Source organism: Serratia sarumanii, from assembly GCF_029962605.1.
Taxonomy (GTDB): domain Bacteria; phylum Pseudomonadota; class Gammaproteobacteria; order Enterobacterales; family Enterobacteriaceae; genus Serratia; species Serratia sarumanii.
Window position 1 is genome coordinate 2,763,226 of record NZ_CP124750.1, and the last position, 26,741, is coordinate 2,789,966.

General features: G+C 56.2%; 24 protein-coding genes, 2 tRNA genes and 1 other RNA gene. 13 read left to right on the forward strand and 14 right to left on the reverse strand.

Annotated features, from left to right (window positions below):
- Nucleotides 1–153 precede the first annotated feature (153 nt).
- Nucleotides 154–645, forward strand: coding sequence for a Dps family protein (locus tag SSARUM_RS13090; protein ID WP_039565820.1), 492 nt, complete (start codon nt 154–156; stop codon nt 643–645).
- A gap of 45 nt (nt 646–690) precedes the next feature.
- Here SSARUM_RS13090 and SSARUM_RS13095 read toward each other — a convergent pair whose 3' ends face one another.
- On the reverse strand, nt 691–867 hold the full coding sequence (locus tag SSARUM_RS13095) for a YciY family protein (RefSeq protein ID WP_025159792.1): 177 nt from the start codon (nt 865–867) through the stop codon (nt 691–693).
- 242 nt (nt 868–1,109) lie between these two features.
- On the opposite strand from SSARUM_RS13095, the gene cls reads away from it, so the two are divergent.
- Both cls and SSARUM_RS13105 read left to right on the forward strand, forming a co-directional pair.
- A complete protein-coding gene (gene cls / locus SSARUM_RS13100) occupies nt 1,110–2,570 on the forward strand; it encodes a cardiolipin synthase (RefSeq protein ID WP_033634781.1) in 1,461 nt (486 codons plus the stop codon).
- Between the two features lie 56 nt (nt 2,571–2,626).
- A complete protein-coding gene (locus SSARUM_RS13105; RefSeq protein WP_004932139.1) occupies nt 2,627–2,950 on the forward strand; it encodes an HI1450 family dsDNA-mimic protein in 324 nt (107 codons plus the stop codon).
- 74 nt (nt 2,951–3,024) lie between these two features.
- Here SSARUM_RS13105 and oppF read toward each other — a convergent pair whose 3' ends face one another.
- The 7 genes from oppF to SSARUM_RS13140 all read right to left on the reverse strand — a co-directional run bounded on the left by oppF (nt 3,025) and on the right by SSARUM_RS13140 (nt 11,743).
- Nucleotides 3,025–4,026 carry a murein tripeptide/oligopeptide ABC transporter ATP binding protein OppF gene (gene oppF, locus SSARUM_RS13110; RefSeq protein WP_025303071.1) on the reverse strand — a complete coding sequence of 334 codons (1,002 nt, stop codon included), beginning with the start codon at nt 4,024–4,026 and terminating at the stop codon, nt 3,025–3,027.
- Complete coding sequence (gene oppD, locus SSARUM_RS13115) at nt 4,023–5,039, reverse strand: ABC transporter ATP-binding protein (RefSeq protein WP_033634782.1); 1,017 nt, start codon at nt 5,037–5,039, stop codon at nt 4,023–4,025. The genes oppF and oppD overlap by 4 nt, the downstream gene beginning before the upstream one ends.
- Before the next feature lie 11 nt (nt 5,040–5,050).
- Nucleotides 5,051–5,959 carry an oligopeptide ABC transporter permease OppC gene (gene oppC / locus SSARUM_RS13120; protein WP_033634783.1) on the reverse strand — a complete coding sequence of 303 codons (909 nt, stop codon included), beginning with the start codon at nt 5,957–5,959 and terminating at the stop codon, nt 5,051–5,053.
- A 14-nt stretch (nt 5,960–5,973) separates the two neighbouring features.
- Nucleotides 5,974–6,894 carry an oligopeptide ABC transporter permease OppB gene (gene oppB, locus SSARUM_RS13125; RefSeq protein WP_033654356.1) on the reverse strand — a complete coding sequence of 307 codons (921 nt, stop codon included), beginning with the start codon at nt 6,892–6,894 and terminating at the stop codon, nt 5,974–5,976.
- 83 nt (nt 6,895–6,977) lie between these two features.
- Nucleotides 6,978–8,615: an oligopeptide ABC transporter substrate-binding protein OppA gene (gene oppA / locus SSARUM_RS13130; RefSeq protein WP_033634785.1), complete on the reverse strand. Its 1,638-nt coding sequence runs from the start codon at nt 8,613–8,615 to the stop codon at nt 6,978–6,980.
- 149 nt (nt 8,616–8,764) lie between these two features.
- The gene (locus SSARUM_RS13135; protein ID WP_033654358.1) at nt 8,765–10,402 is read right to left on the reverse strand and encodes an ABC transporter substrate-binding protein; all 1,638 of its coding nucleotides are present in this window, start codon (nt 10,400–10,402) and stop codon (nt 8,765–8,767) included.
- A 696-nt stretch (nt 10,403–11,098) separates the two neighbouring features.
- The gene (locus SSARUM_RS13140) at nt 11,099–11,743 is read right to left on the reverse strand and encodes a YchE family NAAT transporter (RefSeq protein ID WP_015378089.1); all 645 of its coding nucleotides are present in this window, start codon (nt 11,741–11,743) and stop codon (nt 11,099–11,101) included.
- 531 nt (nt 11,744–12,274) lie between these two features.
- Here SSARUM_RS13140 and adhE point away from each other — a divergent pair.
- Nucleotides 12,275–14,947, forward strand: a complete 2,673-nt coding sequence (gene adhE, locus SSARUM_RS13145) for a bifunctional acetaldehyde-CoA/alcohol dehydrogenase (RefSeq protein WP_033634787.1) — start codon at nt 12,275–12,277, stop codon at nt 14,945–14,947.
- A 119-nt stretch (nt 14,948–15,066) separates the two neighbouring features.
- Here adhE and SSARUM_RS13150 read toward each other — a convergent pair whose 3' ends face one another.
- Nucleotides 15,067–15,651, reverse strand: a complete 585-nt coding sequence (locus tag SSARUM_RS13150) for a thymidine kinase (protein WP_033634789.1) — start codon at nt 15,649–15,651, stop codon at nt 15,067–15,069.
- A gap of 700 nt (nt 15,652–16,351) precedes the next feature.
- Between SSARUM_RS13150 and hns the strand changes: the two genes are divergently transcribed.
- Complete coding sequence (gene hns / locus SSARUM_RS13155) at nt 16,352–16,759, forward strand: histone-like nucleoid-structuring protein H-NS (protein WP_282493287.1); 408 nt, start codon at nt 16,352–16,354, stop codon at nt 16,757–16,759.
- A gap of 186 nt (nt 16,760–16,945) precedes the next feature.
- Here hns and SSARUM_RS13160 read toward each other — a convergent pair whose 3' ends face one another.
- The 5 genes from SSARUM_RS13160 to rssA all read right to left on the reverse strand — a co-directional run bounded on the left by SSARUM_RS13160 (nt 16,946) and on the right by rssA (nt 22,499).
- Nucleotides 16,946–17,956 (reverse strand): NAD-dependent epimerase, encoded by a 1,011-nt coding sequence (locus SSARUM_RS13160; protein WP_033634790.1) that lies wholly within the window; start codon nt 17,954–17,956, stop codon nt 16,946–16,948.
- Nucleotides 17,957–17,965: 9 nt separating this feature from the next.
- Entirely contained in the window at nt 17,966–19,309 is a 1,344-nt protein-coding gene (locus SSARUM_RS13165) for a UDP-glucose dehydrogenase family protein (RefSeq protein ID WP_033634791.1), read from the reverse strand.
- A 40-nt stretch (nt 19,310–19,349) separates the two neighbouring features.
- Complete coding sequence (galU, locus tag SSARUM_RS13170; protein WP_033647598.1) at nt 19,350–20,267, reverse strand: UTP--glucose-1-phosphate uridylyltransferase GalU; 918 nt, start codon at nt 20,265–20,267, stop codon at nt 19,350–19,352.
- A 212-nt stretch (nt 20,268–20,479) separates the two neighbouring features.
- Entirely contained in the window at nt 20,480–21,493 is a 1,014-nt protein-coding gene (rssB, locus tag SSARUM_RS13175; protein WP_043147565.1) for a two-component system response regulator RssB, read from the reverse strand.
- A 103-nt stretch (nt 21,494–21,596) separates the two neighbouring features.
- On the reverse strand, nt 21,597–22,499 hold the full coding sequence (gene rssA / locus SSARUM_RS13180) for a patatin-like phospholipase RssA (protein WP_033634795.1): 903 nt from the start codon (nt 22,497–22,499) through the stop codon (nt 21,597–21,599).
- A 118-nt stretch (nt 22,500–22,617) separates the two neighbouring features.
- Between rssA and SSARUM_RS13185 the strand changes: the two genes are divergently transcribed.
- The 8 genes from SSARUM_RS13185 (at nt 22,618) to SSARUM_RS13220 (ending at nt 26,735) form a co-directional block, all read left to right on the forward strand.
- The gene (locus tag SSARUM_RS13185) at nt 22,618–23,082 is read left to right on the forward strand and encodes a YchJ family protein (RefSeq protein WP_043147567.1); all 465 of its coding nucleotides are present in this window, start codon (nt 22,618–22,620) and stop codon (nt 23,080–23,082) included.
- Nucleotides 23,083–23,150: 68 nt separating this feature from the next.
- Nucleotides 23,151–23,999, forward strand: coding sequence for a formyltetrahydrofolate deformylase (gene purU / locus SSARUM_RS13190; protein ID WP_016927485.1), 849 nt, complete (start codon nt 23,151–23,153; stop codon nt 23,997–23,999).
- A gap of 175 nt (nt 24,000–24,174) precedes the next feature.
- Nucleotides 24,175–24,259: transfer RNA gene (locus SSARUM_RS13195), tRNA-Tyr, on the forward strand.
- Nucleotides 24,260–24,355: 96 nt separating this feature from the next.
- A tRNA-Tyr gene (locus SSARUM_RS13200) sits at nt 24,356–24,440 on the forward strand.
- Between the two features lie 47 nt (nt 24,441–24,487).
- A non-coding RNA gene (locus SSARUM_RS13205) (RtT sRNA) lies at nt 24,488–24,614 on the forward strand.
- A gap of 194 nt (nt 24,615–24,808) precedes the next feature.
- Nucleotides 24,809–25,381 carry an LOG family protein gene (locus tag SSARUM_RS13210; protein WP_004932190.1) on the forward strand — a complete coding sequence of 191 codons (573 nt, stop codon included), beginning with the start codon at nt 24,809–24,811 and terminating at the stop codon, nt 25,379–25,381.
- A gap of 101 nt (nt 25,382–25,482) precedes the next feature.
- Nucleotides 25,483–26,289, forward strand: coding sequence for an exodeoxyribonuclease III (gene xthA / locus SSARUM_RS13215; protein WP_033647602.1), 807 nt, complete (start codon nt 25,483–25,485; stop codon nt 26,287–26,289).
- A 44-nt stretch (nt 26,290–26,333) separates the two neighbouring features.
- Nucleotides 26,334–26,735 carry a pyrimidine (deoxy)nucleoside triphosphate diphosphatase gene (locus tag SSARUM_RS13220; protein WP_033647603.1) on the forward strand — a complete coding sequence of 134 codons (402 nt, stop codon included), beginning with the start codon at nt 26,334–26,336 and terminating at the stop codon, nt 26,733–26,735.
- Nucleotides 26,736–26,741: the final 6 nt, after the last annotated feature.

Consider the following 26,741-nt stretch of genomic DNA (forward strand, 5'->3'; position numbering starts at 1 on the left):
CGGCAATTTGCTCGACGGATTTGTCGTCATCGGTTTGAACGATGGCAATAATGCCTGTTATCGTGTTTAACCCTGCGATAAATCCGGTTACTGTATCCCCTATGGAAATTGATTCTGTCTACTATCGGAACAGATAATCAGGAGAAGATTATTATGGCAACGGCAAAGAAAGCAGCGAAAACCCATATCGGCCTCGACAGTAAACAATCGGCAAAACTCGCCGAAGCGCTGAACGCGCTGTTGGCGAACTATCAGGTGCTGTATATGAACGTACGCGGCTATCATTGGAACATTACCGGCCCGCAGTTCTTTGAACTGCACGCGAAGTTCGAAGAGACATATAACGATCTGCTGACCAAGGTGGACGAGCTGGCGGAACGTATTCTGACGCTGGGCTCGCAGCCGCGTCATGCTTTCAGCGACTATCTGAAAACCGCCGACATCAAGGAACACACCAACGTGACCGATGATAAGGGCACGCTGCGCGGCCTGTTGGAAGGGTATTCAATCTTGCTGCAACAGCAGCGTGAGCTGCTCGCGGTAGCGGCAGACGCCGGTGACGAAGGCACCGCGTCGCTGATGAGCGATTACATCAAAGAGCAGGAAAAACAGGTCTGGATGCTCAACGCCTATCTGGGCAAATAACCCTGGCGCCATAACAAAACAGTCCCTTACGGGACTGTTTTCGTTTTACCACTCGCAGGATACCGCAAACAGCAGCGCGCGCCGATGCTGATCGTCCAGGCGGCGCCGCACCCGGATGATATGGCGATTGCTGCACGACTGGCGCTCCAGCCAGCGATGCCGGCGGCGTTGGCTCTGCCGCAACATGCGCCAGCGGCCCACTTCATTTCTACTGCGTCTCATAATTCCGTCACTCGTTCGTCTAATGCCAACCGCGGGCATTATAGCCCTTTCCGCCCGTGATCCAAGCCGCCGTTATCGGCGGCACAGCGGACGCCGCGCGGGCAAAAGCCGCCCTTTCATTTTCAGCAAGTGCCTTAACTTCATCATATTTATGTAACATAAGCGCCGATAAAAGGTTTCGCCTTGCCCGATCTGTGCGTACACTCATCATTGGTGGTTTGCGAACGGGATTTTTCGCCTTTATGACAACATTTTATACCGTAATCAGTTGGCTCATGGTGTTCGGCTACTGGCTGCTGATCGCCGGCGTGACGATGCGCATTTTGATGAAACGCCGTGCGGTTCCCTCTGCCATGGCCTGGCTGCTGGTTATCTATATTCTGCCGCTGTTCGGCATCGTGGCCTATTTATCGTTCGGCGAGCTGCATCTAGGCAAACGCCGGGCCGAGCGCGCCAAGGCCATGTGGCCGTCGACCGCCCGTTGGCTGAAGGAGCTGAAAGAGAGCCGCCGCATCTTCGCCACCGAATACAGCGAAGTCGCCGAACCGCTGTTCCAGCTGTGCAACCGCCGCCAGGGCATCGACGGCGTCAAGGGCAACCAGCTGCAGCTGCTCACCACCACCGACGACACGCTGAAAGCGCTGATCCGCGACATCGAGCTGGCGCGCCACAACATCGAAATGGTGTTCTATATCTGGCAGCCCGGCGGCCTGGTCGATCAGGTGGCCGAATCGTTGATGGCCGCCGCGCGGCGCGGCGTACACTGCCGCCTGATGCTCGACTCCGCCGGCAGCCTGCAATTTTTCCGCAGCCCCTACCCGGCGATGATGCGCAATGCCGGCATCGAAGTGGTGGAAGCGCTGAAGGTCAACCTGCTGCGCGTGTTCCTGCGCCGCATGGATCTGCGTCAGCACCGCAAAGTGGTGCTGATCGACAACTACATCGCCTATACCGGCAGCATGAACATGGTCGATCCGCGCTACTTCAAGCAGGATGCGGGCGTCGGCCAGTGGATCGACCTGATGGCGCGCATGGAAGGCCCGGTGGCCACCACCATGGGCATCGTCTATGCCTGTGACTGGGAGATTGAAACCGGCAAGCGCATTCTGCCGCCGCCGCCGGACGTCAACATCATGCCGTTCGAACAGGAGAGCGGCCACACCATTCAGGTGATCGCCTCCGGCCCCGGCTTCCCCGAGGAGATGATCCACCAGGCGCTGCTGACCGCGGTCTATTCCGCCCGCGAGCAGCTGATCATGACCACGCCGTACTTCGTGCCGAGCGACGATCTGCTGCACGCCATCTGCACCGCCGCCCTGCGCGGCGTCGAGGTCAGCATCATCGTGCCGCGCGACAACGATTCGATGATGGTGCGCTGGGCCAGCCGCGCGTTCTTCTCCGAGCTGCTGGAGGCCGGCGTCAGGATCTATCAGTTCGAAGGCGGCCTGCTGCATACCAAGAGCGTGCTGGTGGACGGGCAACTCAGCCTGGTCGGCACCGTCAATCTGGATATGCGCAGCCTGTGGCTGAATTTCGAGATCACGCTGGTGATCGATGATGACGGCTTCGGCAGCGATTTGGCCTGCGTGCAGGAAGATTACATCGCCCGTTCCAAACTGCTGAACGCCAAAGAGTGGCTGAAGCGGCCGTTCTGGCATCGCCTGGTCGAGCGCCTGTTCTACTTTTTCAGCCCGCTGCTGTAAAAGCCGCGACGAGCGTGCTTTAATAGCGCCAAATCATTTGTTATCAGGATTTTTTTATGGATTTGAATAACCGCCTTACCGAAGACGAAACGCTGGAACAGGCCTACGACATCTTCCTCGAATTGGCCGGCGACAATCTGGATCCGGCGGATATTCTGCTGTTCAACCTGCAGTTTGAAGAGCGCGGCGGCGCCGAACTGTACGACCCCTCCGAAGACTGGAGCGAGCACGTGGATTACGATCTGAACCCGGACTTCTTCGCCGAGGTGGTGATCGGTCTGGCGGACAGCGACGGCGAGCCGATCAACGACGTGTTCGCCCGCGTGCTAATCTGCCGCGAGAAAGACCACAAGCTGTGCCACATTCTGTGGAAAGAGTGATTCGCCGATAGCATATCGGATAAAAAAAAGCCCCGCTCATTCAGCGGGGCTTTTTGTTGCCGGCTAGCGGCGCATTACAGCGGATCGACCTTCAGGCACGAAACCGCATGGCGGAAACTGCCCTCCAGCAGCGGGCGCGTCTTGGCGCACTCCGGCCCGGCGATCGGGCAGCGGGTGCGGAACACGCAGCCGGTCGGCGGGTTGATCGGCGAAGGCAGCTCCCCTTCCAGCAGTTGGATCTGCTTTTCCTTCTCCTTGTCCGGATCCGGGATCGGCACCGCCGACATCAGCGCTTTGGTGTAAGGGTGCTGCGGATTGTGGTACACCTCGTCATAAGTGCCCAGCTCCACCGCATGGCCCAGATACATCACCAGCACGCGATCGGAAATGTGCTTCACCACCGCCAAGTCGTGGGCGATAAAGATCAGTGACAGCCCCATCTCGCGCTGCAGCTGCTGCAGCAGGTTCACCACCTGTGCCTGAATCGACACGTCCAGCGCGGAGACCGGCTCGTCGCAGATCACCAGCTTCGGCTCGAGGATCAGCGCGCGCGCGATGCCGATACGCTGGCACTGGCCGCCGGAAAACTCGTGCGGGTAGCGGTTGATCAGGTTAGGCAGCAGGCCGACCTTCAGCATCATCGCCTTGACCTTGTCCTTCACTTCCTGACGCGGCATTTTCGGGTAGTAGGTGCGCAGCGGCTCGGCGATGATCTCGCCGATGGTCATGCGCGGGTTGAGCGAAGCCAGCGGATCCTGGAAGATCATCTGGATATCGCTGCGGGTTTTGCGCCAGTCGGCGTCGCTCATGCCCAGCAGATCTTTGCCCAGCCAGGCGACGCGCCCGCTGGTGGCTTTCACCAGGCCGATGATGGCGCGCGCGAAGGTGGACTTGCCGCAGCCGGACTCGCCGACCACGCCCAGGGTTTCCCCCTCGAACAGCCGCAGCGTGACGCCATCGACCGCTTTCAGGGTTTTCGGCGGCTGCCAGAACCACTGTTTGTCGTCATGAATGTCGAAGTGCACTTTCAAATCGGCCACTTCGAGCAGCACTTTCTTGTCGGTTACCGCTGTCATACCAACGCCTCCACCGGTTTAAAGCAGGCGCGCAGGCGCCCTTCCCCAAATTGCTCCAACGGCGGAGCGCTCGCGCACTGCTCCATGGCGTACGGGCAGCGCGGCTGGAACGGGCAGCCTTTCGGCAACCGCAGCAGGTTCGGCGGGTTGCCGGGAATGGTCAGCAACGCTTCGCCTTCGGCGTCGAGGCGCGGCACCGCGTTCAACAGGCCGATGGAGTACGGATGGCTCGGCTGGTAGAACACCTCGCGCGCGCTGCCGTATTCCATGGTGCGGCCGGCGTACATCACCAGCACCTTGTTGCAGATGCCGGCCACCACGCCCAGGTCGTGGGTGATCATGATGATCGCGGTGTTGAATTCGCGCTTCAGCTCGTTGAGCAGCGTCATGATCTGCGCCTGAACGGTCACGTCCAGCGCGGTGGTCGGTTCGTCGGCGATCAGCAGCTTCGGCCGGCACAGCAGCGCCATGGCGATCATCACGCGCTGGCGCATGCCGCCGGAAAACTCGTGCGGATACATGCGCATGCGCTTGCGCGCTTCCGGCATTTTCACCGCGTCGAGCATGCGTACCGACTCTTCGAAGGCTTCGCTTTTGCTCATTTTCTTATGCAGCATCAGCACTTCCATCAGCTGTTCGCCAACGCGCATATAAGGGTTGAGCGAGGTCATCGGGTCCTGGAAGATCATCGAGATCTCTTCGGCCCGCAGCTTGTTGAGCTGATTTTCCGGCAGGTTGAGAATTTCGCGGCCGTTGAATTTGGCCGAACCGCCGATGCGGCCATTGCTGGCCAGCAACCCCATCAGGGCGAACGCGGTCTGCGATTTGCCGGAACCGGATTCACCGACGATGCCCAGCGTTTCGCCGGCGCGCAGGTCGAAATTCAGATCGTTCACCGCCGTCACGTCGCCGTCCGGGGTGGAGAACGTGACGCGCAGGTCTTTCACGTCCAGCAGCGGCGACGTTTTGACCCCGGCGCCGGTTTGCAGTTGAGGATGTTCAATGGTGCTCATGATTGCACTCCTTAACGATCTTTCGGGTCGAGGGCGTCACGCAGGCCATCGCCGATAAAGTTGAAACAGAACAGAGTGACAACCAGGAAACCCGCCGGGAACAGCAGCAACCACGGTGAAACTTCCATTGAGTTGGCGCCGTCGCTGAGCAATGCGCCCCAGCTGCTGAGCGGCTCCTGCGTGCCCAGCCCCAGGAAGCTGAGGAAGGATTCGAACAGGATCATGCTCGGCACCAGCAGCGAGGCATACACCACCACCACGCCGAGCACGTTCGGCACGATATGCCGCAGCACGATATTGCGCGTGGAGACGCCGCACACCAGCGCCGCTTCGATGAACTCCTTGCGCTTCAGGCCGAGGGTTTGGCCGCGCACGATACGCGCCATATCCAGCCACGACACCATGCCGATCGCCACGAAGATAAGCAGGATGTTCTGGCCGAAAAAGGTCACCAGCAGGATCACGAAGAACATGAACGGGAAGGAGTTGAGGATCTCCAGCAGGCGCATCATCACCGAGTCGACCTTGCCGCCCAGATAGCCGGACATCGCGCCGTACAGGGTGCCGACGATCACTGCCACCAGCGCCGCCGCCACGCCGACCATCAGCGAGATGCGCCCGCCGATCGCCACGCGCACCAGCAGATCGCGCCCGGAGGAGTCGGTGCCGAAATAGTGCCCCGATTCCACGCTTGGCGCGGCGGACATCATCGCCCAATCGGTATCGTCGTAGGCAAATTGCGACAGCATCGGCGCCAGCACCACAAACAGCGTGATCAACACCAGAATGAACAGGCTGCTGACCGCCGCGCGGTTGTGCATAAAGCGCCGGCGCGCGTCTTGCCACAGGCTGCGTCCTTCCACTTCCAGCTTCTCGCTGAAGTGTTCCAGAGCTTCGCTGTTCTTTTTAGTCAACATCATTCGCGTGCTCCAGATTAATAACGGATTTTCGGATCGATGACCGCATACAGCACATCGACGATCGCGTTGAACAGAATGGTCAGTGCGCCCACCAGAATGGTCAGGCTCAATACCAGGGAGTAGTCGCGGTTCAGCGCGCCGTTAACGAACAGCTGGCCGATCCCCGGCAGACCGTAGATGGTTTCGATCACCATCGAACCGGTGATGATGCCGACGAACGCCGGCCCCATGTAGGACAGCACCGGCAGCAGCGCCGGCTTCAGCGCGTGGCGGAAAATGATGCGACGCATCGGCAAGCCTTTGGCGCGCGCGGTGCGGATGAAGTTGGAGTGCAGCACTTCAATCATCGAGCCGCGCGTGATACGGGCGATGCTGGCGATATAGGCAAGCGACAGCGCCACCATCGGCAGGATGATGAATTTAGGCGCGCCGCCGTTCCAGCCGCCGCCCGGCAGCCATTTCAGCGTGATGGCGAAGATCAGCACCAGCAGCGGCGCCACCACGAAACTGGGTATCACCACCCCGGTCATGGCGAACCCCATCACCGTGTAGTCCCATTTGGTGTTCTGATTCAGCGCGGCAATCACGCCTGCGCTCACCCCCAGCACCACCGCCAGCAGAAACGCGGCCAGGCCGAGTTTGGCGGACACCGGGAAAGAGCCGGCGACCAGATCGTTGACCGAATAGTCCTTGTATTTAAAGGACGGGCCGAAGTCTCCCTGCGCAAGCTGCGCCAGATAATGACCGTACTGTTTCCAGATCGGGTCGTTCAAATGATATTTGGCCTCGATATTCGCCATAACTTCTGGCGGCAATGCGCGCTCACCGGTAAATGGACTGCCGGGCGCCAGGCGCATCATGAAGAATGAGATGGTGATAAGGATAAATAGTGTCGGGATCGCTTCCAGCAAGCGACGAAGTATAAATTTAAGCATTGCCCTAACCCTGTGCGACAGCCTGATGACGGCTTATTATTCTCAACATGGGCCGGCGGCCTGCGCCGCCGGCTCTTACCGTATCAATGCTTGATGATGTACAGGTTTTTGTCGTACACGTTATCAAGCGGGTCTTTGCCGGTGTAGCCACCGACGTAAGGTTTCACCAAACGGGCGTTCACGTAGTAATACAGCGGAACGATGGCGGAATCCTTATCCAGCTGAACTTCCGCTTTCTGATACAGATCGGCGCGCTCGTCTTTGGTCTTCGCGGTCAGCACGTTGGCCATCAGCTTGTCGAACTCGGCGCTCTTGTAGTGCGGGGTGTTACTGCTGCTGTCGGACAACATCATGTTCAGGAACGAACTCGGTTCGTTGTAGTCGGCGCACCAGCCGGCGCGCGCCACGTCATAGGTGCCCTGATGGCGGGTATCCAGGAAGGTTTTCCACTCCTGGTTCACCAGCTTCACGTCCACGCCCAGGTTTTTCTTCCAGATGGAGGCGGCGGCGATCGCCAGCTTCTTGTGCAGGTCTGAAGTGTTGTACAGCAGGGAGAAGGTCAGCGGTTTGCCCGGGCCGTAGCCGGCTTCCGCCAGCAGTTTCTTCGCCGCTTCGTTGCGTTTTTCCTGCGTCCAGCCGAACCACTCCGGCGGGGTCAGCTTGGCGCCGTCGGTGTATGGCGGCGTAAAGCTGTAGGCCGGCAGATCGCCCTGGTTTTTCACCTTGTTGACGATGATGTCGCGATCCATGCCCAGCTTCAGCGCTTCACGTACGCGCGCATCGGTGAACGGCGCCTTCTGGTTGTTGATTTCGTAGTAATAGGTGCACAGGTAAGGATCGACATGCACCTCTTTCGGGATCTCTTTTTTCAGCTTCTGGAACAGTTCGATCGGCATGTTGTTGTAAGTCATGTCGATTTCGCCGGTGCGGTAGCGGTTAACGTCGGTCACTTCCGACGAAATAGGCAGGAACGTCACTTTATTGATGATGGTTTTGGCGTTATCCCAATATTCCGGGTTGCGTTCCAGTACGATGCGTTCGTTGACAATCCAGTCTTTCAGTTTGTAGGCGCCGTTGCTGACGTAGTTGGCCGGCAGCGTCCACTTCTCGCCAAACTTCTCCACCGCGTCTTTGTAAACCGGCTTCATGGCGTAGTGCGGGGTCATTTCAACCAGATAAGGCACCGGCTCGCTCAGGGTCACCTGGAAGGTGTGGTCGTCGATGGCCTTCACGCCCAGCGTCGACTTGTCTTTTTTACCGGCGATGATGTCATCGACGTTTTCCACGTGGGCGTATTGCAGGTAGCTGGCGTAAGGCGACGCGGTTTTCGGATCCACCACGCGCTGCCAGCTATAGACGAAATCTTGCGCCGTTACCGGCTTGCCGTTGGACCATTTGGCGTCTTTACGCAGGTGGAAGGTCCAGACTTTGAAATCCTTGTTATCCCAGCTTTCCGCGACGCCCGGCACGATGGAACCGTCCGGGCTGTTGTTCGCCAGGCCTTCCATCAGATCGCGGGTGACGTTGTTTTCCGGCACGCCCTCGATTTTGTGCGGATCCAGCGACTGCACTTCGGAACCGTTGTTTTTGACGATTTCTTGCTTGTCGGCCAGTTGCACGCCTGCAGGAACCTCGGCGGCAAAGGCGGAGGTGGTTGCTGTGATGCCCAGCGCGGCGATGACGCCGGCGGCAATGAGCGTTTTCTTCGTGATGTTGGTCATACTTATCGACTCCAGTTTTTTATTATCACAGGCTCTTCGTGGAGCCTGCGTTGCCCGTAAGCGGACTCTGTTTTCCCGCCGCCGCGGAACGAATGCGGCGGCCGGCCTTCCCTATATTCCTCCGCGAACTAGCGCCAGGAATACCCCTTTTACTGCTTGATAATGTACAGATTTTTAACGTCGGTATAGTCCAGCGGATCTTTGCCGGTGAACCCGCCCACCGTCGGCTTGATCAACCGCGCGCTGACGCGGTAATAAACCGGGACCAACGCGGAGTCTTTGTCCAGCTGCGCTTCCGCCTGCTGATAGAGCGCGGCGCGCGCGGCCTCATCCGGCGCCTTCAGCGTGGCGGCCATGATGGCGTCGAACGCCGGGCTCTTATAGAACACGGTATTGATGCTGCTGTTGGACAGCACCAGGTTCAGGAACGCGCTGGGCTCGTTGTAATCCCCGCACCAGGTGGCGCGCGCCACGTCGTATTGCCCCTGATGACGGCTCTCCAGCGACGTTTTCCATTCCTGGTTGCGCAGCGTGACCTCAGCGCCCAGGTTCTTCTTCCACATCGACGCGGCGGCGATCGCCTGCTGTTTGTTTTGATCGGAGGTGTTGTACAGCAGCGAGAATTTCAGCGGCTTGGCGTCGCTGTAGCCCGCTTCCGCCAGCAGTTTCCTGGCTTCAGCGTTGCGCTGTTCCTGGCTCCAGCCGGCCCACGCGGGTTGCGTGAAGTTAGCGCCTTCCGTGAAGGTCGGCGTGAAGCTGTAGGCCGGGATCTGCCCCTGGCCCATGATCTTGTTGGCGATGATGTCGCGATCCAGCGTCATCTTCACCGCCGTACGCACGCGCGCATCGGTGAACGGCGCCTGCTTGTTATTGAGCTCGTAATAGAAGGTGCACAGATAAGGGTTAACGTGCAGCTGTTCAGGCATTTCGCGCTTCATCTTGACGTACAGGTATGGCGGAATGGCGCTGTTGGTGATATCGATCTCGCCGCTGCGGAAGCGGTTAACGTCGCTGACTTCCGAGGTAATCGGCAGGAAGGTCGCCTGATTGATCACCGTCTGCTTGTTGTTCCAGTAGCTCGGGCTGCGCTCCAGCACGATGCGCTCGTTCACCACCCACTCTTTCAGGCGGTAAGCGCCGTTACCGACGTAGTTGGCAGGCAGCGTCCATTTATCGCCGAATTTCTCCACCACCGCCCGTTTGACCGGTTTGAGCGACGTGTGGCTCAGCATGCTGATGAAATACGGCACCGGCTCGCTCAGCGTCACCTGCAGCGTTTGATCGTCCAGCGCCTTGACGCCGAGGGTCTGCGGGCTCTTCTTACCGGTCAGGATGTCGTCGATATTCTCGACTTTGGTGTATTGCAGGTAGCTGGCATAGGGCGAGGCGATTTTCGGATCGGCCAGACGCTGCCAGCTGTAGACGAAATCTTGCGCGGTCACCGGGCTGCCGTCGCTCCACACCGCGCCGGGACGCAGGTGGAAAGTCCACTGCTGATAATTCTGGTTTTCCCAGCTCGCCGCCGCCGCCGGCACCACATGCCCGTTGGCGTCGGTGCTCACCAGCCCTTCCAGCAGGTTAAGAATGATATTGCTTTCCGGTACGCCCTCGACCTTATGCGGATCCAATGAAGCCACTTCGCTACCGTTATTGATCACAATATTCTGCTGCTGCGCCAACTGAACGCCGGCCGGCACCTGCGCCGCCCAACCGCTATTTACGGCGCCGACGCTCAGCGCGCCGCTAATCAACAAGGTCAAAGAAGTACGCTTCAGGGTTTGCTGCATAATCGAGGCTCCTTTTCACCGACAAGCATCGCTTATCGAAGTTTGTGAAGTGTTTATAAGAATTCTAAATAAACGGATACCAGCAAAAATCATTCCCGTTTTTATGGCGCATTTCAGTTAATTGACCACGGGAAAGTTGCTCGGAAATTAGCAGAAGCCAAATTCCATAGCCAATAAATTTTACGAAAATGTTAAGCAATTCTCTTTTATCGCACGAAGCCCGATCCGTCCCCTGCGTTCGAGGCCAAGAAAAACCAATGTCATTGATATGATTTTAAAGGCAAAAAAACCGAATTCATTTCAATTGAAACCGTCAGCACGATCTCACCGCCGCAAAAAGAAACATTCAGTTAACAATCCAATCATTCAAAGAACAAACACCTGTCTACGGGCGGTTAATCACTAATAACACCTGGATGAAAGTGAGACAAGCCCCACAGAATGATGTGACTAATTTAACAACAGCTTTACCGTTGAACAGGGGCAAAATGCGCGAAAAGGGGGGAGGAAAAGTGTTTGAAATAGCGCTCAGCGTTTTTTTTGAGCAGCAACATGAGATTTATGCAACATAAGAGTGCAACGGCATAATTTTTATTCACTCTGTGCACTATAATAATGCGAACCAATAAATAATTTAAACTTTAAAATTAATTTTAGCTGCGCCGACGCGAAAGGTACGCGGCTAAACAAAGGGTATTACAACAGGCCGGGGAATATCGCCTTAATGCCGGTAACGATAAACTCGATGCCGAGCGCCATCAGCAGCAGACCCATGATACGGGTGATCACGTTGATGCCGGTCTGCCCCAGCAAACGCACCAACAGCGGCGCGGCGCGGAACAACAGCCAGCAACAAAAGGCGAACAAGGCGATCGCCACCGTAAAGCCGAGCAGGCTTTGCCAGTTGTGATAACGGGAACTCCACACGATGGTGGAACTGATCGCCCCCGGCCCCGCCATCAGCGGCAGCGCTAACGGCACCACGCCGATGCTTTCGCGGATCGCGCTCTCCGATTTCTCCTGTTTGTTTTGCTTGTCTTCCCCCAGCTTGCCGCTGATCATCGACATGGCGATGGTCACCACCAGAATACCGCCGGCGATGCGGAACGAATCGATAGAGATGCCGAACATCCGCAGGATCCCTTCGCCCAGGAAAAGCGACGTCCACAAAATGATGGCGACCGACAGGTTGGCGGTCAGGTTGGTTTTATTGCGCCCCGCTTCCGCCTGGTAGCTGGTCATGCTGATAAACACCGGCAAGATGCCCACCGGGTTGACCAGCGCAAACAGACCGACAAAGAACTTGATAAAGCCGGAAAGATCCAACAGAGATTGGCCCACAGATGCTCCGCATTAATCGCTATAAAAAAGGTGTGCTGCCTATGCGCGCTAATGTAATGGAATTGGCGCGGGTAATCCATCCGGCCCAAGCAGCATTTTTGACTGTCAGCAAGTTATGCAACGAAACAAATGTCCTTTGTTAAAGTGATGTATGGCCTTTTGATTTTTTATGTTGAAAAAAGAGTCATCGCTCGCAGTTATCAAGAATGATTCCCAACACCGGCAAGCTGAAAGGTGTCAGCTTGCACTTTTCATGATTTAGATCACAAATCGACTACCCAACAGTAGGTAAGCTCTTAGTCGTAGTCAGGGAGTAGAACAAAGTCGGCGGCAGCCCAGCCGGTTCCCTTCTCCTCACTGCCTGCCCCTCCGGTTGGCGTAGGGTGAAGCTCTTTAAGCAAATCAGCAGCATGCGAAGAAATAACGCGGGAAAGCCCCGGTATTCAAATCACCGTTTATTCCCGTTATGACTATACTAGTGGCTCGCACGGCTTATTTACTGAAAGAGTTTAACATTATCAGGAGAGCATTATGGCTGTAACGAATGTCGCTGAACTGAACGAGCTTGTCGCACGTGTCAAAAAAGCCCAGCGCGAATATGCCAACTTCACTCAAGAGCAAGTGGATAAAATTTTCCGCGCTGCCGCCCTCGCCGCTGCTGATGCCCGTATCCCGTTGGCCAAAATGGCCGTGGAAGAATCCGGAATGGGTATCGTCGAAGACAAAGTGATCAAAAACCACTTCGCTTCCGAGTACATCTACAACGCCTATAAAGATGAAAAAACCTGTGGCATCCTGTCTGAAGATGACACCTTCGGTACCATCACCATCGCCGAGCCTATCGGCCTGATTTGCGGTATCGTCCCTACCACCAACCCAACTTCTACCGCGATCTTCAAAGCGCTGATCAGCCTGAAAACCCGTAACGGCATCATCTTCTCGCCGCACCCGCGTGCGAAAAATGCCACCAATAAAGCCGCCGATATCGTGCTGCAAGCCGCTATCGCCGCCGGCGCGCCGAAAGACATCATCGGTTGGATCGACCAACCGACCGTCGAACTGTCCAACCAGCTGATGCACCACCCGGACATCAACCTGATCCTGGCCACCGGTGGCCCGGGCATGGTGAAAGCCGCCTACAGCTCCGGCAAACCGGCCATCGGCGTCGGCGCCGGTAATACGCCGGTGGTGGTAGACGAAACCGCAGACATCAAGCGCGTGGTCGCGTCTATCCTGATGTCCAAAACCTTCGACAGCGGCGTTATCTGCGCTTCCGAACAGTCGGTCATCGTCGTCGACTCTATTTATGATGCGGTACGCGAACGCTTCGCTTCCCACGGCGGCTATCTGCTGCAGGGTAAAGAACTGAAAGCGGTGCAGGACATCATCCTGAAAAACGGCGGTCTGAACGCGGCCATCGTCGGGCAATCCGCACCGAAAATCGCCGAGATGGCAGGCATCAAAGTGCCGGCCAACACCAAAGTGCTGATCGGCGAAGTGAAGCTGGTCGACGAGTCCGAACCTTTCGCCCATGAAAAACTGTCGCCGACGCTGGCGATGTACCGGGCCAAAGACTTCGAAGACGCCGTCGCCAAAGCCGAAAAACTGGTCGCCATGGGCGGTATCGGCCACACTTCCTGCCTGTACACCGACCAGGATAACCAAACGGCTCGCATTGCCTACTTCGGCGATAAAATGAAAACGGCTCGCATCCTGATCAACACCCCGGCTTCTCAGGGCGGTATCGGCGACCTGTATAACTTCAAACTCGCGCCTTCGCTGACGCTGGGTTGCGGCTCCTGGGGTGGTAACTCCATCTCTGAAAACGTCGGACCTAAACACCTGATCAACAAGAAAACTGTAGCGAAGCGAGCAGAAAACATGTTGTGGCATAAACTTCCGAAATCGATCTACTTCCGCCGTGGCTCGCTGCCTATCGCGCTGGAAGAAGTGGCGACCGACGGGGCAAAACGCGCCTTCATCGTGACCGACCGTTTCCTGTTCAACAACGGCTATGCCGACCAGATCACCAAGGTGCTGAAGTCTCACGGCATCGAAACCGAAGTGTTCTTCGAAGTGGAAGCCGACCCGACACTGAGCATCGTGCGTAAAGGCGCCGAGCAGATGAACTCCTTCAAACCGGACGTCATCATCGCGCTGGGCGGCGGTTCGCCGATGGACGCTGCGAAAATCATGTGGGTGCTGTACGAACATCCTGAAACCCACTTCGAGGATCTGGCGCTGCGCTTCATGGACATTCGCAAGCGTATCTACAAGTTCCCGAAAATGGGCGTGAAAGCGAAGATGATCGCTATCACCACCACCTCAGGCACCGGTTCGGAAGTCACGCCATTCGCCGTCGTGACCGACGACACCACCGGGCAGAAATACCCGCTGGCCGACTATGCGCTGACCCCGGACATGGCGATTGTCGACGCCAACCTGGTGATGAACATGCCGAAATCCCTGTGTGCCTTCGGCGGTCTGGATGCGGTCACCCACGCGCTGGAAGCCTACGTCTCGGTGCTGGCGAACGAATACTCCGACGGCCAGGCGCTGCAGGCGCTGAAACTGTTGAAAGAGTATCTGCCGGCCAGCTATAAAGAAGGCGCGAAAAACCCGGTTGCTCGTGAACGCGTGCACAACGCCGCCACCATCGCCGGTATCGCTTTCGCCAACGCCTTCCTTGGGGTTTGTCACTCCATGGCGCACAAGCTGGGTTCGGAGTTCCACATTCCGCACGGCCTGGCCAACGCGATGCTGATTTCCAACGTTATTCGCTACAATGCGAACGACAACCCGACCAAGCAGACGGCCTTCAGCCAGTACGACCGCCCTCAGGCGCGCCGCCGCTACGCTGAAATCGCCGACCACCTCGGCCTGAGCGCCCCGGGCGACCGCACCGCGCAGAAGATTGAGAAACTGCTGGCCTGGCTGGACGAGCTGAAAACCGAGTTGGGCATCCCAACCTCCATCCGCGAAGCGGGTGTGCAGGAGGCGGACTTCCTGGCGAAAGTCGACAAGCTGTCGGAAGACGCGTTCGACGACCAATGCACCGGCGCCAACCCGCGCTATCCGCTGATTGCCGAACTGAAGCAAATCATGCTGGATACCTTCTACGGCCGCGAATTCAGCGAAGCGGTAGAAGAGGAAGCTGCCGCTCCGGCTGCCGCCAAAGCCGCGGTAAAGAAGCCCAAGAAATAACGGTTCCGTGAACCGATAAAAAAACCCGCCACACGGCGGGTTTTTTATTGCGCCCGAGGCGCTGCATTTCGACTCAGGTCACCAAAACGCTTCAGCGGGCTTTGGCGGCGTTTTCTCCCCTACTCCAGGGAGTGAATCGCTTCTTTATAATGCTTGCGGCAGACGGAGACATAGCTCTCGTTACCGCCAATCACCACCTGCTCACCGGCGTGCATCGCCTGGCCGTTTTCATCCAACCGCAACACCATATTGGCTTTGCGCCCGCAGTGGCAGATGGTTTTCAATTCCACCAGCTTATCAGCCCAGGCCAGCAAATATTGGCTGCCGATAAACAGCTCACCGAGAAAATCGGTACGCAGGCCGTAGCACAATACGGGAATGTCCAGTTGGTCCACCACATCGCACAATTGCTCAACCTGGGCCTTGGTCAGGAACTGGCTTTCATCCAGCAGCACGCAATGCACCGGCTGCTGTTGATGCTCCTGCTGAATCATGGCGTACAGCATCGAGTCGTTGTTATAGAGCTGGGCCTGCGAGGATAAACCGATGCGCGAGCTGACTTTGCCCACCCCAAAGCGGTGATCGATCTCCGCAGTGAACACCAGCGTGCGCATACCACGTTCTTGATAGTTATATGAAGACTGTAGCAGCGCGGTGGACTTGCCGGCATTCATCGCAGAGTAATAAAAATAAAGTTGAGCCATGGCCCCGCAACTCCGATGGTATAAGAAATATTCAAATGTTGATTAGGACGGTGAGTGTACCATAACCCGCCCCCCGGCTCAGCCCAAAGCGAGCGAATATTGCGTTCGCCGTAATAATGCGCTTTCAAGCGAAACATATCCTTCTGTCGGCCCGTTCTTTTTACCGCTATTTACAGGATAATGTATGCCTGTCATCACTATTAATTCTTGCTAATGGTTAAGCCGGTCATTTGCCGATTAATGCATAATCCCCCCTTTCACCTCGGCAGGCGCCGCGACCGCGGCGGAGTGCTTGCCTATTATACGTGAGGCCAATACAGGGCATTTAATCACCTTCGTTCTCCCCCGACGTTTCCTGACGCAATCTTTACCCAGATACCCCTATTGTTTACAATGTCTGCCTCGTCATGACGTGATTAAGCCCACAGAACCCATTGTAATATTGATATAAATTACAGCGATAACTTATCGATGAAAGCCTTGTGCCACGCGCATTTTAAAGCATGCCTGCTGAAATTTTGACTTAAGTGCGGTGAGGGTAATAGTTAACAGCCCTTCCTATATTAGTCGGACAGATCCGATTAACGGTTTTTTAAAAGGTAAATTTGAGTATTCAAGTCAATTTGGCTATTGCAGAAAGGAAAATAGCACTCTATTATTATCGAGACGCCCCCCACCAATATAATTTGAGACTAGGACAATGAGCGAAGCATTAAAGATTTTGAACAACATCCGCACTCTGCGCGCCCAGGCAAGAGAATGCACACTGAAAACGCTGGAAGAAATGCTCGAGAAACTGGAAGTTGTTGTGAACGAACGTCGCGAAGAAGACAGCCAGGCTCAAGCAGAAATCGAAGAACGCACTCGTAAACTGCAGCAATACCGCGAAATGCTGATTGCTGACGGTATCGATCCGAATGAACTGCTGCAAACCATGGCTGCCAACAAGGCTGCCGGCAAAGCAAAACGTGCAGCACGTCCTGCTAAATACCAATATAAAGACGAAAACGGCGAACTGAAAACCTGGACCGGCCAAGGCCGTACCCCTGCGGTGATTAAGAAAGCTATCGAAGAGCAAGGTAAATCTCTGGATGATTTCCTGCTGTAATAGCGATTCAGTCCGTATCTGAAAGGCTCCCTGCGGGGGGCCTTTTCATTTTAAAGCTTATAGCCGTGATCCCGCCTCATCCCTTTTCTTTTAGTAAATATCCTAATTCGCATTTTCCTCCTTGCACGAAATCCCAGTGAAAAAAAAGGGCCCTAAGGCCCCTTTATCGCATTTACCCTCGTTCAATTATTGAACCTGGTAGAATGCCTTATACCAATCAACAAAGCGCTTCACACCCTCTTCAACGCTGGTTTCCGGCTTAAAACCAATGTCACGATAAAGCTCTGCGGTATCCGCGCTGGTATCCATCACGTCGCCAGGTTGCATCGGCAGCATATTCTTGCGGGCCGTTACCCCCAAAGCCTGCTCCAATGCCGTGATATATTCCATCAGTTTAACGGGGGAGTTATTGCCGATATTATAAACATGATACGGCGCGGAACTGGTCGCCGGCGATCCCTGTTCAACGGTCCATGACGGATCTGCCTGCGGAATAACCGCCTGCAGCCGCACAATCGCCTCGGTGATATCATCAATGTAAGTAAAGTCACGGTGCATTTCACCGTGGTTATATACATCGATGCTCTCCCCCGCCAATATGGCCTTGGTAAACTTGAACAGCGCCATATCCGGACGCCCCCAGGGACCATATACGGTAAAGAAGCGCAGCCCCGTCGTCGGAAGACCGTATAAATGAGAGTAGCTGTGTGACATCAGCTCATTGGCTTTTTTGGTTGCCGCATACAGTGACACAGGGTGGTCGACAGAATCTTCGGTAGCAAACGGCAGCTTGCGATTGAGGCCATAAACAGAGCTGGAGGACGCGTAAAGTAAATGCTCGACCTTATTATGCCGGCAGCCTTCCAGCACGTTCAAATGGCCGATCAGGTTGGCGTCCGCATAAGCCAACGGGTTGACCAGCGAATAACGCACGCCGGCTTGCGCGCCCAAATGAATGACGCGCTGAAACTGATGCTCAGCGAACAATGCCGCCATGCCTTCGCGATCGGCCAAATCCAGCTTGATAAAGCGGAATCCCGGCTTATCCGCCAGTCTGTCCAGACGGGCCGTTTTCAGGCCCACGTCATAATAGTCATTCAGGTTATCGATGCCGACAACCTGATGCCCGGCGGTCAACAAACGCTCTGCAACGTGATAACCAATAAACCCTGCGGCGCCTGTAACCAGGAATTTCATGGTCACTCCTTAAATAACCGGTTTAATCGATGCGCCGCGGCCAATCGCATAGTAGGTAAAGCCACGATTCGCCAAACGCTCCGGATCGTACAGGTTACGTCCATCGAAGATCACCGGCTGTTTCAACGCACCCTTGATCACGTCGAAGTCCGGTGCGCGGAAATTCTGCCATTCGGTGCAAATCACCAGCGCATCGGCGCCGTGCAACGCAGCCTCTTTGGTGCCCATCAGTTTCAGATCGTCACGCTGGCCATAGATGCGCTGAACTTCGTTCATCGCTTCCGGATCGTAGGCTTGAACGGTGGCGCCGGCAGCCCACAGTTGCTCCATCAGCACGCGGCTGGAGGCTTCACGCATGTCATCGGTATTCGGCTTGAACGCCAGACCCCACAGTGCGAAGGTTTTGCCCTTCAAATCGCTGCCGAAATAGTCTTTGATAAAGCTGCTCAGCTTGTCTTTCTGTTGGTAGTTGACCTGCTCTACCGCCTGCAACAGCTTCGGTTGGTAACCGATCTGCTCCGCCGTGCGGATCAAGGCCTGCACATCTTTCGGGAAGCAAGAGCCACCGTAGCCACAGCCAGGGTAGATGAAGTGATAGCCGATGCGTGAATCGGAACCGATGCCCTGACGCACTTTCTCGATGTCCGCGCCCAGCATTTCCGCCAGGTTGGACATTTCGTTCATAAAGCTGATTTTGGTCGCCAACATGCAGTTGGCGGCGTATTTGGTCAGCTCCGCGCTGCGGATATCCATCATGATCATACGATCGTGATTGCGGTTAAACGGCTCGTACAGCTCGCGAATAGGTTCGATCACCTCTTTATTATCGGTACCGATCACGATGCGCTCAGGGCGCATGCAGTCAGCCACCGCAGCGCCTTCCTTCAGGAATTCAGGGTTGGACACCACGTCGAACGGCACGTTGCTGCCGCGCTTAGCCAGCGTTTCCGCCATCACCTGACGCACCTTGTCCGCCGTGCCGACCGGCACGGTGGATTTGTCGATCACCACTTTGCGATCGGTCATGTGCTCGGCGATGGTGCGCGCCACCGCGGTGACATATTTCAGATCGGCGGAGCCGTCCTCATCCGGCGGCGTGCCGACGGCGATAAACTGGATATTCCCGTGCGCCACGCCCGCTTTGGCATCGGTGGTGAAATGCAGGCGCCCGGCCTCATAGTTTTGCTGCACCAGCGGCGCCAGGCCCGGCTCAAAAATCGGGATATTCCCTTTTTTCAGGTTTTCGACTTTTCGCTCATCAACATCGATGCACATAACGTCATGGCCAACTTCAGCCAGCACCGCGGCCTGTACCAGCCCCACATAACCAATACCAAAAACTGTTACTTTCATGTGAAAATCCTAGTTTTTCAAATTAAGACGAAAGATAAAATCACTTCTTGTCAGCGGCAACAACCTGTTGCAGCCACTGAGAAAATTCTTTGCCCAGGCTGGCATGACGCATGCTGTACTCTACAAAAGCCTGCATGTAACCCAGTTTATTACCGCAGTCATGGCTCACGCCTTTCAGGTGATACGCTTCCACCGTTTCCTGCTGCATCAGCATTTCGATGCTGTCAGTCAGCTGAATTTCATCGCCGGCGCCTGGAGGCGTTTTCGCCAACAGCGGCCAAATATCGGCGGACAACACGTAACGCCCGACAATCGCCAGGTTGGAAGGCGCTTTATCCGGCGACGGCTTCTCGACCACGCTGACCATCGGCGCGCTTTCGCCCGGTTGCAGATCGACGCCCTTGCAGTCGGCTACGCCGTAGTTTCCGACATCCTTATGCGGCACGGGTTCAACCATGATTTGGCTGACGCCGGTGGTTTCGAAGCGCTGCAGCATTTCGTGCAGGTTGTCTTTTTTCGGATCGGCGCTGTATTCATCGAGGATCACGTCAGGAAGCACCACCGCGACCGGCTCATCGCCCACCATCGGGTAGGCACACATAATTGCGTGCCCCAGGCCTTTGGCATTGCCCTGACGAACCTGCATCACGGTAACGCCTTTCGGGCAGATCGACTGCACTTCATCCAGCAATTGGCGCTTGACGCGTTTTTCCAGCATCGCTTCGAGTTCGAAACTGGTATCAAAATGGTTTTCGATCGAGTTCTTGGAGGAGTGGGTGACCAGCACAATCTCGTTAATCCCCGCCGCAATGCACTCATTGACGACGTATTGGATCAGCGGTTTATCAACCAGAGGCAGCATTTCTTTCGGAATGGCTTTGGTGGCCGGCAACATCCGCGTACCCAAGCCTGCAACCGGGATCACGGCTTTTCTGACTTTGCGATTTACAGCAGGCATTATTTCCTCTCTTAAAGCTAAGACGCTCATTTTATGAGCTTGGCTCGATATAAAAAAACCTTCGGAGTATACCAGCTTATACGCGCCGAGCATTAGCCGGAACACAAATAGAAAACATTTAGGACTATTACCCGTTCGGATAATCGGGAGAATAAATAAACGGTTTAATTACCGATAAGTGAATAGCTTAAGATCTCGCCGATCGCTGCCTGTTATTCAGCGCTGAGCATCAGCCGCAATCGGCCACCGCTGCCCCATACCTGACACTGCCAGGCGGCACAGCGCTGACTGATCTGATTCATGTAGGTAGCTCCCAGCGTCCCCAGCGGCACGCCGTTGTTCAGCTGGATTTGATTGTCACCGGTATTGACGTTGGCATGCAGCCCGGCAGAAACCAGGATCAGGTTTTTATTTTCGGTGTGATAATATCCCAACAACAGAGGGAATTGACCGTCTAATTTCCCCTGCCGCAATAATTGATTAACCTGCTTTAACAATGCCGACATTTGCGGCAGACGATGCTGTTGATTAGCCAGATGATCTTGCAGCAGCCCATTAAATAACGCGCGCAACAGCAAAGCCGCCAATACGCCATTATCGCCGGCGCGCGTGACGTCCAGACAATAGAATGCCAGATCCTTTTCTGACAAGGCGGCGATATCCAGCACCAGGCCGGGATTTTCGCCGGTGGTTAACTGCCGATAGTTGATCCGGCAATGCGCAATGGTCTGCTGTACCGGCGGCTGCAATTGTTTAAGCAGTTTGACGGCTTCGGAAGGATTCTTGCTCAGCGCGTCCCAATCCTGAAACAGTTCAACCTCTTCAATCGCCTGAGAGGTGAACATATTGGGGTATAAGCACGCCAGCACCGCTTCACGCAGGCGGTTGAGATCGGTCAGCGGCTTGAGCAGCACATCCTGCACGCCCAACCGCAGCACCTTGGCGATGTCAGCCATCTTGTCGGTGGCCGAGATCACCAGCACCGGGATCTGTACCCCCTGCAAACGCAGGTGTTCAACGAATTCGATACCGCCCATTTCCGGCATCGCGAGATCGCACAGAATCAGATCCGGCTTGAAGTCATCGACGGCACTCAACGCCTGTAAACCGTTGGTCGCCTCGCCGGTTTCAGCGCCCAGCGAGGCCAAATAACCGACCAGCACCGAACGAAAAACCTGTTCGTCCTCAACGATCAAGATGCGCTTGTGAGTAAGTGGTAATGCCATCAGCCGAGCCTCGTCCCTTTCCATAGTGTAATAGTGGCTCAAAAAGGTCACTTATGCTCGTCTGAAACAGACTGACCGCGCAATGCCAACCGAGAACCGAGAATTATCTATTTTTTATCAACGGCAACAACCGATCCAGTTGTTTTTCCACCGCCAGCAATCCCGCTTCGATCGCTTCATTGGCGCGGTGGAAATCCAGCGTCGAGATTTGCGGGCAAAAAGGTTGAATCAGCACATCCGGCGGATCGCTCGCCATCCGGTTGCGCTTCAGGCGATTTTCCAGCATTTGAATCGAGGTGCCCATGACCTCCATCGCCGTGGGCGCCGCCGCCGGTTTGCGCTGCCGCATTCTGCCGATGCGCTCCCGCAGACGCCCGCGCCAGGTGGCCGCAGGCGCATCGTCCGGGCTTTCTTCCTCGATACGTATCGAGAACAGATCCTGCTGCATCAGGTGCGCGTCATGCTGCAGATCGACCGCGATGACGATATCGGCACCCATGGCGCGACAAAGCGACACCGGCACGGGATTGACCACCGCGCCATCCACCAGCCAATAGCCGTCGGCCCACACCGGTGCCAACAGGCCAGGCATGCTGCAGGAGGCGCGTATCGCCTGATGAATATCACCTTCGGTCAGCCACAGCTCACGCCCGGTGCTGAGATTGGTCGTCACGGCGCCGAACTTCAGCGCACATTCGGCGATATCATTGATCTTCAACAACTGTCCGACGGCGTTAAACACCCGCTCGCCGCGCAACAGGCCGCCACGGTGCCAGGAAAAATCCATCAGGCGAATCACGTCCCAATAGCTGAACGATCGCACCCACTGCTCCATCGCCGGCAAACGGTGGCTGGCGAACGCCGCCCCCACCAACGCGCCGACGGAGCAACCGGCCACGATATCAACCTCAATCCCCAGTTTCTTTATCGCATTAATCACGCCGATGTGCGCCCAGCCTTTGGCCGAGCCCGCCCCCAGCGCCAGTCCGATCTTGATTTGCCGCATAGCGCCATCCTCGCGGTGAAAGGTGTTCTCTGCTTTCAGGGTAGATTGTCACTGACGAATATTGTTAGGTAACATATGCGCTAAATTCATTTTCTGCCTCGTGTTCTCAGGAGTTATTTTGCCCGAATCATGCCCATGCGGCAGCGGACAGGCGTATAACGCGTGCTGCGCCCCTTTTATCAGCGGCAATCAGCCGGCGCCCACGCCCGGTCAGCTGATGCGTTCACGCTTCACCGCCTACGTGAGTCATAACGTCGACTATCTGATCGCCACCTGGCACCCCGGCTGCGGCGCCGAAGCGTGGCGCAATGCAATCGTCGACAGCTTTAAAAATACCGAATGGTTAGGCCTGACGATCGTGGAAGAGAAAGCCGGTCATGAGCCGGAAGAAGGCTTCGTCGAATTCATCGCCCGCTTTATCGATGGCGAAAGCGGCGAACCGCAGGCGATGCATGAGCGCTCGCGCTTCCTTCGTCGCGATCAACGTTGGTATTATATCGACGGCACCAAACCCCAGCCCGGCAGAAATGCGATGTGTCCCTGTGGCTCAGGGAAAAAATACAAGAAGTGCTGCGGGCGCTAGCCGGCCGGCGCTTCACGTTTACGCCTGCGCAGACAGGCCGTTCAGTATCAGACAGGATCCTCAAACCCATGCCACACCAAAATGTACAACGGAAAGTGTTACGCACCATCTGCCCGGACGCCAAAGGGCTGATCGCCAAGATCACCAACATCTGTTACAAGCACGAACTCAATATCGTGCAGAATAATGAGTTCGTCGATCACCGCACCGGGCGTTTCTTCATGCGCACCGAGCTGGAAGGCATTTTCAACGACAACACGCTGCTGGCCGATCTGGACAGCGCGCTGCCGGAAGGTTCGCTGCGTGAGCTGCACAGCACCGGGCGCCGGCGCATCGTGGTGCTGGTCACCAAAGAGGCCCACTGCCTGGGCGATCTGTTGATGAAAAGCGCCTATGGCGGCCTCGACGTTGAAATCGCCGCCGTGATCGGCAACCACGACACGCTGCAATCGCTGGTGGAGCGTTTCGATATTCCTTTCCATCTGGTGAGCCACGAAGGCCTGACGCGTGAACAGCATGACCGCGAAATGACGGCCAAGATCGATCAATATCAGCCGGATTACGTGGTGCTGGCCAAATATATGCGCGTGCTGACCCCGGCCTTCGTGCAACATTACCCGAATCAGGTGATCAACATTCACCATTCGTTCCTGCCGGCGTTTATCGGCGCGCGCCCTTATCACCAGGCCTATGAGCGCGGGGTAAAAATCATCGGCGCCACCGCCCACTACGTTAACGACAATCTCGACGAAGGCCCGATCATCATGCAGGACGTGATCCACGTCGATCACACCTATTCCGCCGAGGATATGATGCGCGCCGGCCGCGACGTGGAGAAAAACGTGCTTAGCCGCGCGCTGTATCAGGTGCTGGCGCAGCGCGTCTTCGTCTACGGCAACCGCACCGTTATTCTCTAATCGCTCAATAAATCGGTGCATTTCGTTCAGGGATGCACCGCCAAGAATAAAAAAACGGCAAACGATTCATTTTCTGCATTTCAATGCTTTACACATCCGCTTCATTTGATATGATGCGCCCCGCTTACCGAGACAGCGCTCTCGCAAGCAAGGCCAGTTAAATAGCCATGTATATGGTGGGGTTCCCGAGCGGCCAAAGGGAGCAGACTGTAAATCTGCCGTCACTGACTTCGAAGGTTCGAATCCTTCCCCCACCACCATCTTCTCTCCGCCAGGAGCGAAGACGCAGTAAAGAAACCGGCCAGGTTTCTTCCAGATAAAACTGGAACGACAATTTGTAAATCCATGAATACCATGGTGGGGTTCCCGAGCGGCCAAAGGGAGCAGACTGTAAATCTGCCGTCACAGACTTCGAAGGTTCGAATCCTTCCCCCACCACCATCTCTTTATAGAAAATCCCAAATAAACTTAAAGCACATCGCACCCATAATGCTCCGCACTGGGGAAGGATGAGAAGCTTCGATAAGGTTCGAGTCTCACGCAGTGAGACAACGCGCTTCAGCGCGGCCCGCAGGGTGAGTCGCGCAGCGACGAATTATCCTTCCCCCACCACCATCCTTTGCAGAAAATCCCCAAATCGACTTAAAGCACACCGTATCCAATGCTCTCGTATCAATAAAACTCAATTTGTCTCCCCTTATTCCCCGCTTTCACTCGATGTTTTATTTCCTCACTCCCAACCGTAACTTGAACTAAGACCGACAATTCGCTATACCACTGGCTTCTTTAGTGCAGTAAGGAACAGGTGGATGCGAAACAATATTTGCGTTTTTTGTGGCGCCAGCGAAGGCGTCAATCCCGCTTATGCCGAGCAGGCTCGTCAACTGGGGCAGCTGCTGGCCGCACAGGGGCGCCGTTTAATCTACGGCGGCGGCAAAAAAGGATTGATGGGGATCGTGGCGGACGCGGTGTTGGCGGCGGGCGGTGAAGCTGTCGGCATTATCCCCGAGCGCCTGGTTGAAGCGGAAACCGCGCATCGCGGCCTGACTGAATTGGAAGTGGTGCCGGATATGCATACGCGCAAAGCCCGTATGGCGGCGCTGGCGGACAGTTTTATCGCCCTGCCCGGCGGCATCGGCACGCTGGAAGAGCTGTTTGAAATCTGGACCTGGGGGCAAATCGGCTATCACAACAAACCGGTCGGCCTGCTCAACGTCAACGGGTTCTACCGCCCGCTGAGCCAGTTCCTCGAGCACGTCGCCGATCAGGGCTTTATGCGCCACGACTACCTCGGCACCCTGCACATCAGTGAATCGGCGCAAACGCTGCTGCAACAGTTTGACGACTATCAACCCAAAAATTACGACCGCTGGGCGAAATAAAGCCGCTGCGCAGCCAGCGGTCCCGCCGCTGTCTGCGTTACATTTCCCGCCAAACTCTGCTACTATCACAGCACATTTTTCTCGTGAAAACGGCACCGCTCATGAAGTTTGTCTCTTTTAATATCAATGGACTGCGCGCGCGTCCGCATCAGCTGGCGGCAATTATCGAACAGCATCAGCCCGACGTGATCGGCCTGCAAGAAACGAAAGTTCACGACGACATGTTCCCGCTGGAAGAAGTCAGCCAGCACGGCTATCACGTGTTCTATCACGGGCAAAAAGGCCATTACGGCGTAGCGCTGCTGACCAAAGCGGAGCCTCTGGCCGTGCGCCGCGGTTTCCCGACCGATGAAGAAGATGCGCAGCGTCGCATCATCATGGCCGATCTGGCTACGCCGCAGGGCACGCTGACGGTGATCAACGGCTACTTCCCGCAAGGTGAAAGCCGCGACCACCCGATCAAATTCCCGGCTAAAACACGCTTTTATCAGGATCTGCAAAACTACCTGGAGCAGCAGCTGTCGGCGGAATCCCCAGTGTTGATTATGGGTGACATGAACATCAGCCCAAGCGATTATGACATTGGCATCGGCGAAGACAGCCGCAAACGCTGGCTGCGCACCGGCAAGTGTTCCTTCCTGCCGGAAGAGCGCGAATGGATGGAGCGCCTGCTGAACTGGGGGCTGGTGGACACCTACCGCCACGCCAACCCGGGGCGCAGCGACGAATTCTCGTGGTTCGACTACCGCTCCAAAGGGTTCGACGACAACCGCGGCCTGCGTATCGATCTGCTGCTGGCCAGCACCCCGCTGGCTTCGCGCTGCATCGCCACCGGCATCGATTACCAAACCCGTGGGATGGAGAAACCTTCCGACCATGCGCCGGTGTGGGCGGAATTCACGCTGTAAACCCATCACCCCGGCGCTCGCCGGGGTTTTACTCTGTGAAGCCAATGAAAATTATCGACGTGGTAGCCGCCATTCTGGAACAGAACGGCCGCATTTTGCTGGCCCAGCGCGGCGCAGGCAGCGATCAGGCCGGTCTGTGGGAGTTTCCCGGCGGCAAGGTTGAAGCCGGCGAAAGCCAGCCAGAGGCGCTGGCGCGCGAGCTGGATGAAGAGTTGGGGATTTGCGCCCGTATCGGCGAGCATGTGGGCAGCAATCAGTGGCAGCAAGGCGAACGCCTCATCCGGCTGCATGCCTGGCGAGTCGCGGCGTTCTCCGGTGAATTGCAGCTGCATTGCCACTCGGCGCTGGTCTGGGTCACGCCGCAACAGGCGCAGGAATACGCCCTGGCGCCCGCCGACGTTCCACTGCTGGCGGACTATATCGCCGCGCAAGGCGATGCGCGCTGAGCGCGG

Coding starts and splice junctions, on each gene's coding strand:
- SSARUM_RS13090 (WP_039565820.1), top strand. CDS start 154: ATGGCAACGGCAAAGAAAGCAGCGAAAACCCATATCGGCCTCGACAGT.
- SSARUM_RS13160 (WP_033634790.1), bottom strand. CDS start 17,956: ATGAAATTCCTGGTTACAGGCGCCGCAGGGTTTATTGGTTATCACGTT.
- hns (WP_282493287.1), top strand. CDS start 16,352: ATGAGCGAAGCATTAAAGATTTTGAACAACATCCGCACTCTGCGCGCC.
- xthA (WP_033647602.1), top strand. CDS start 25,483: ATGAAGTTTGTCTCTTTTAATATCAATGGACTGCGCGCGCGTCCGCAT.
- cls (WP_033634781.1), top strand. CDS start 1,110: ATGACAACATTTTATACCGTAATCAGTTGGCTCATGGTGTTCGGCTAC.
- SSARUM_RS13095 (WP_025159792.1), bottom strand. CDS start 867: ATGAGACGCAGTAGAAATGAAGTGGGCCGCTGGCGCATGTTGCGGCAG.
- SSARUM_RS13135 (WP_033654358.1), bottom strand. CDS start 10,402: ATGCAGCAAACCCTGAAGCGTACTTCTTTGACCTTGTTGATTAGCGGC.
- SSARUM_RS13150 (WP_033634789.1), bottom strand. CDS start 15,651: ATGGCTCAACTTTATTTTTATTACTCTGCGATGAATGCCGGCAAGTCC.
- SSARUM_RS13210 (WP_004932190.1), top strand. CDS start 24,809: ATGCGAAACAATATTTGCGTTTTTTGTGGCGCCAGCGAAGGCGTCAAT.
- oppC (WP_033634783.1), bottom strand. CDS start 5,959: ATGATGTTGACTAAAAAGAACAGCGAAGCTCTGGAACACTTCAGCGAG.
- galU (WP_033647598.1), bottom strand. CDS start 20,267: ATGCCTGCTGTAAATCGCAAAGTCAGAAAAGCCGTGATCCCGGTTGCA.
- SSARUM_RS13165 (WP_033634791.1), bottom strand. CDS start 19,309: ATGAAAGTAACAGTTTTTGGTATTGGTTATGTGGGGCTGGTACAGGCC.
- SSARUM_RS13105 (WP_004932139.1), top strand. CDS start 2,627: ATGGATTTGAATAACCGCCTTACCGAAGACGAAACGCTGGAACAGGCC.
- purU (WP_016927485.1), top strand. CDS start 23,151: ATGCCACACCAAAATGTACAACGGAAAGTGTTACGCACCATCTGCCCG.
- oppB (WP_033654356.1), bottom strand. CDS start 6,894: ATGCTTAAATTTATACTTCGTCGCTTGCTGGAAGCGATCCCGACACTA.
- oppA (WP_033634785.1), bottom strand. CDS start 8,615: ATGACCAACATCACGAAGAAAACGCTCATTGCCGCCGGCGTCATCGCC.
- rssB (WP_043147565.1), bottom strand. CDS start 21,493: ATGGCATTACCACTTACTCACAAGCGCATCTTGATCGTTGAGGACGAA.
- rssA (WP_033634795.1), bottom strand. CDS start 22,499: ATGCGGCAAATCAAGATCGGACTGGCGCTGGGGGCGGGCTCGGCCAAA.
- oppD (WP_033634782.1), bottom strand. CDS start 5,039: ATGAGCACCATTGAACATCCTCAACTGCAAACCGGCGCCGGGGTCAAA.
- SSARUM_RS13220 (WP_033647603.1), top strand. CDS start 26,334: ATGAAAATTATCGACGTGGTAGCCGCCATTCTGGAACAGAACGGCCGC.
- oppF (WP_025303071.1), bottom strand. CDS start 4,026: ATGACAGCGGTAACCGACAAGAAAGTGCTGCTCGAAGTGGCCGATTTG.
- adhE (WP_033634787.1), top strand. CDS start 12,275: ATGGCTGTAACGAATGTCGCTGAACTGAACGAGCTTGTCGCACGTGTC.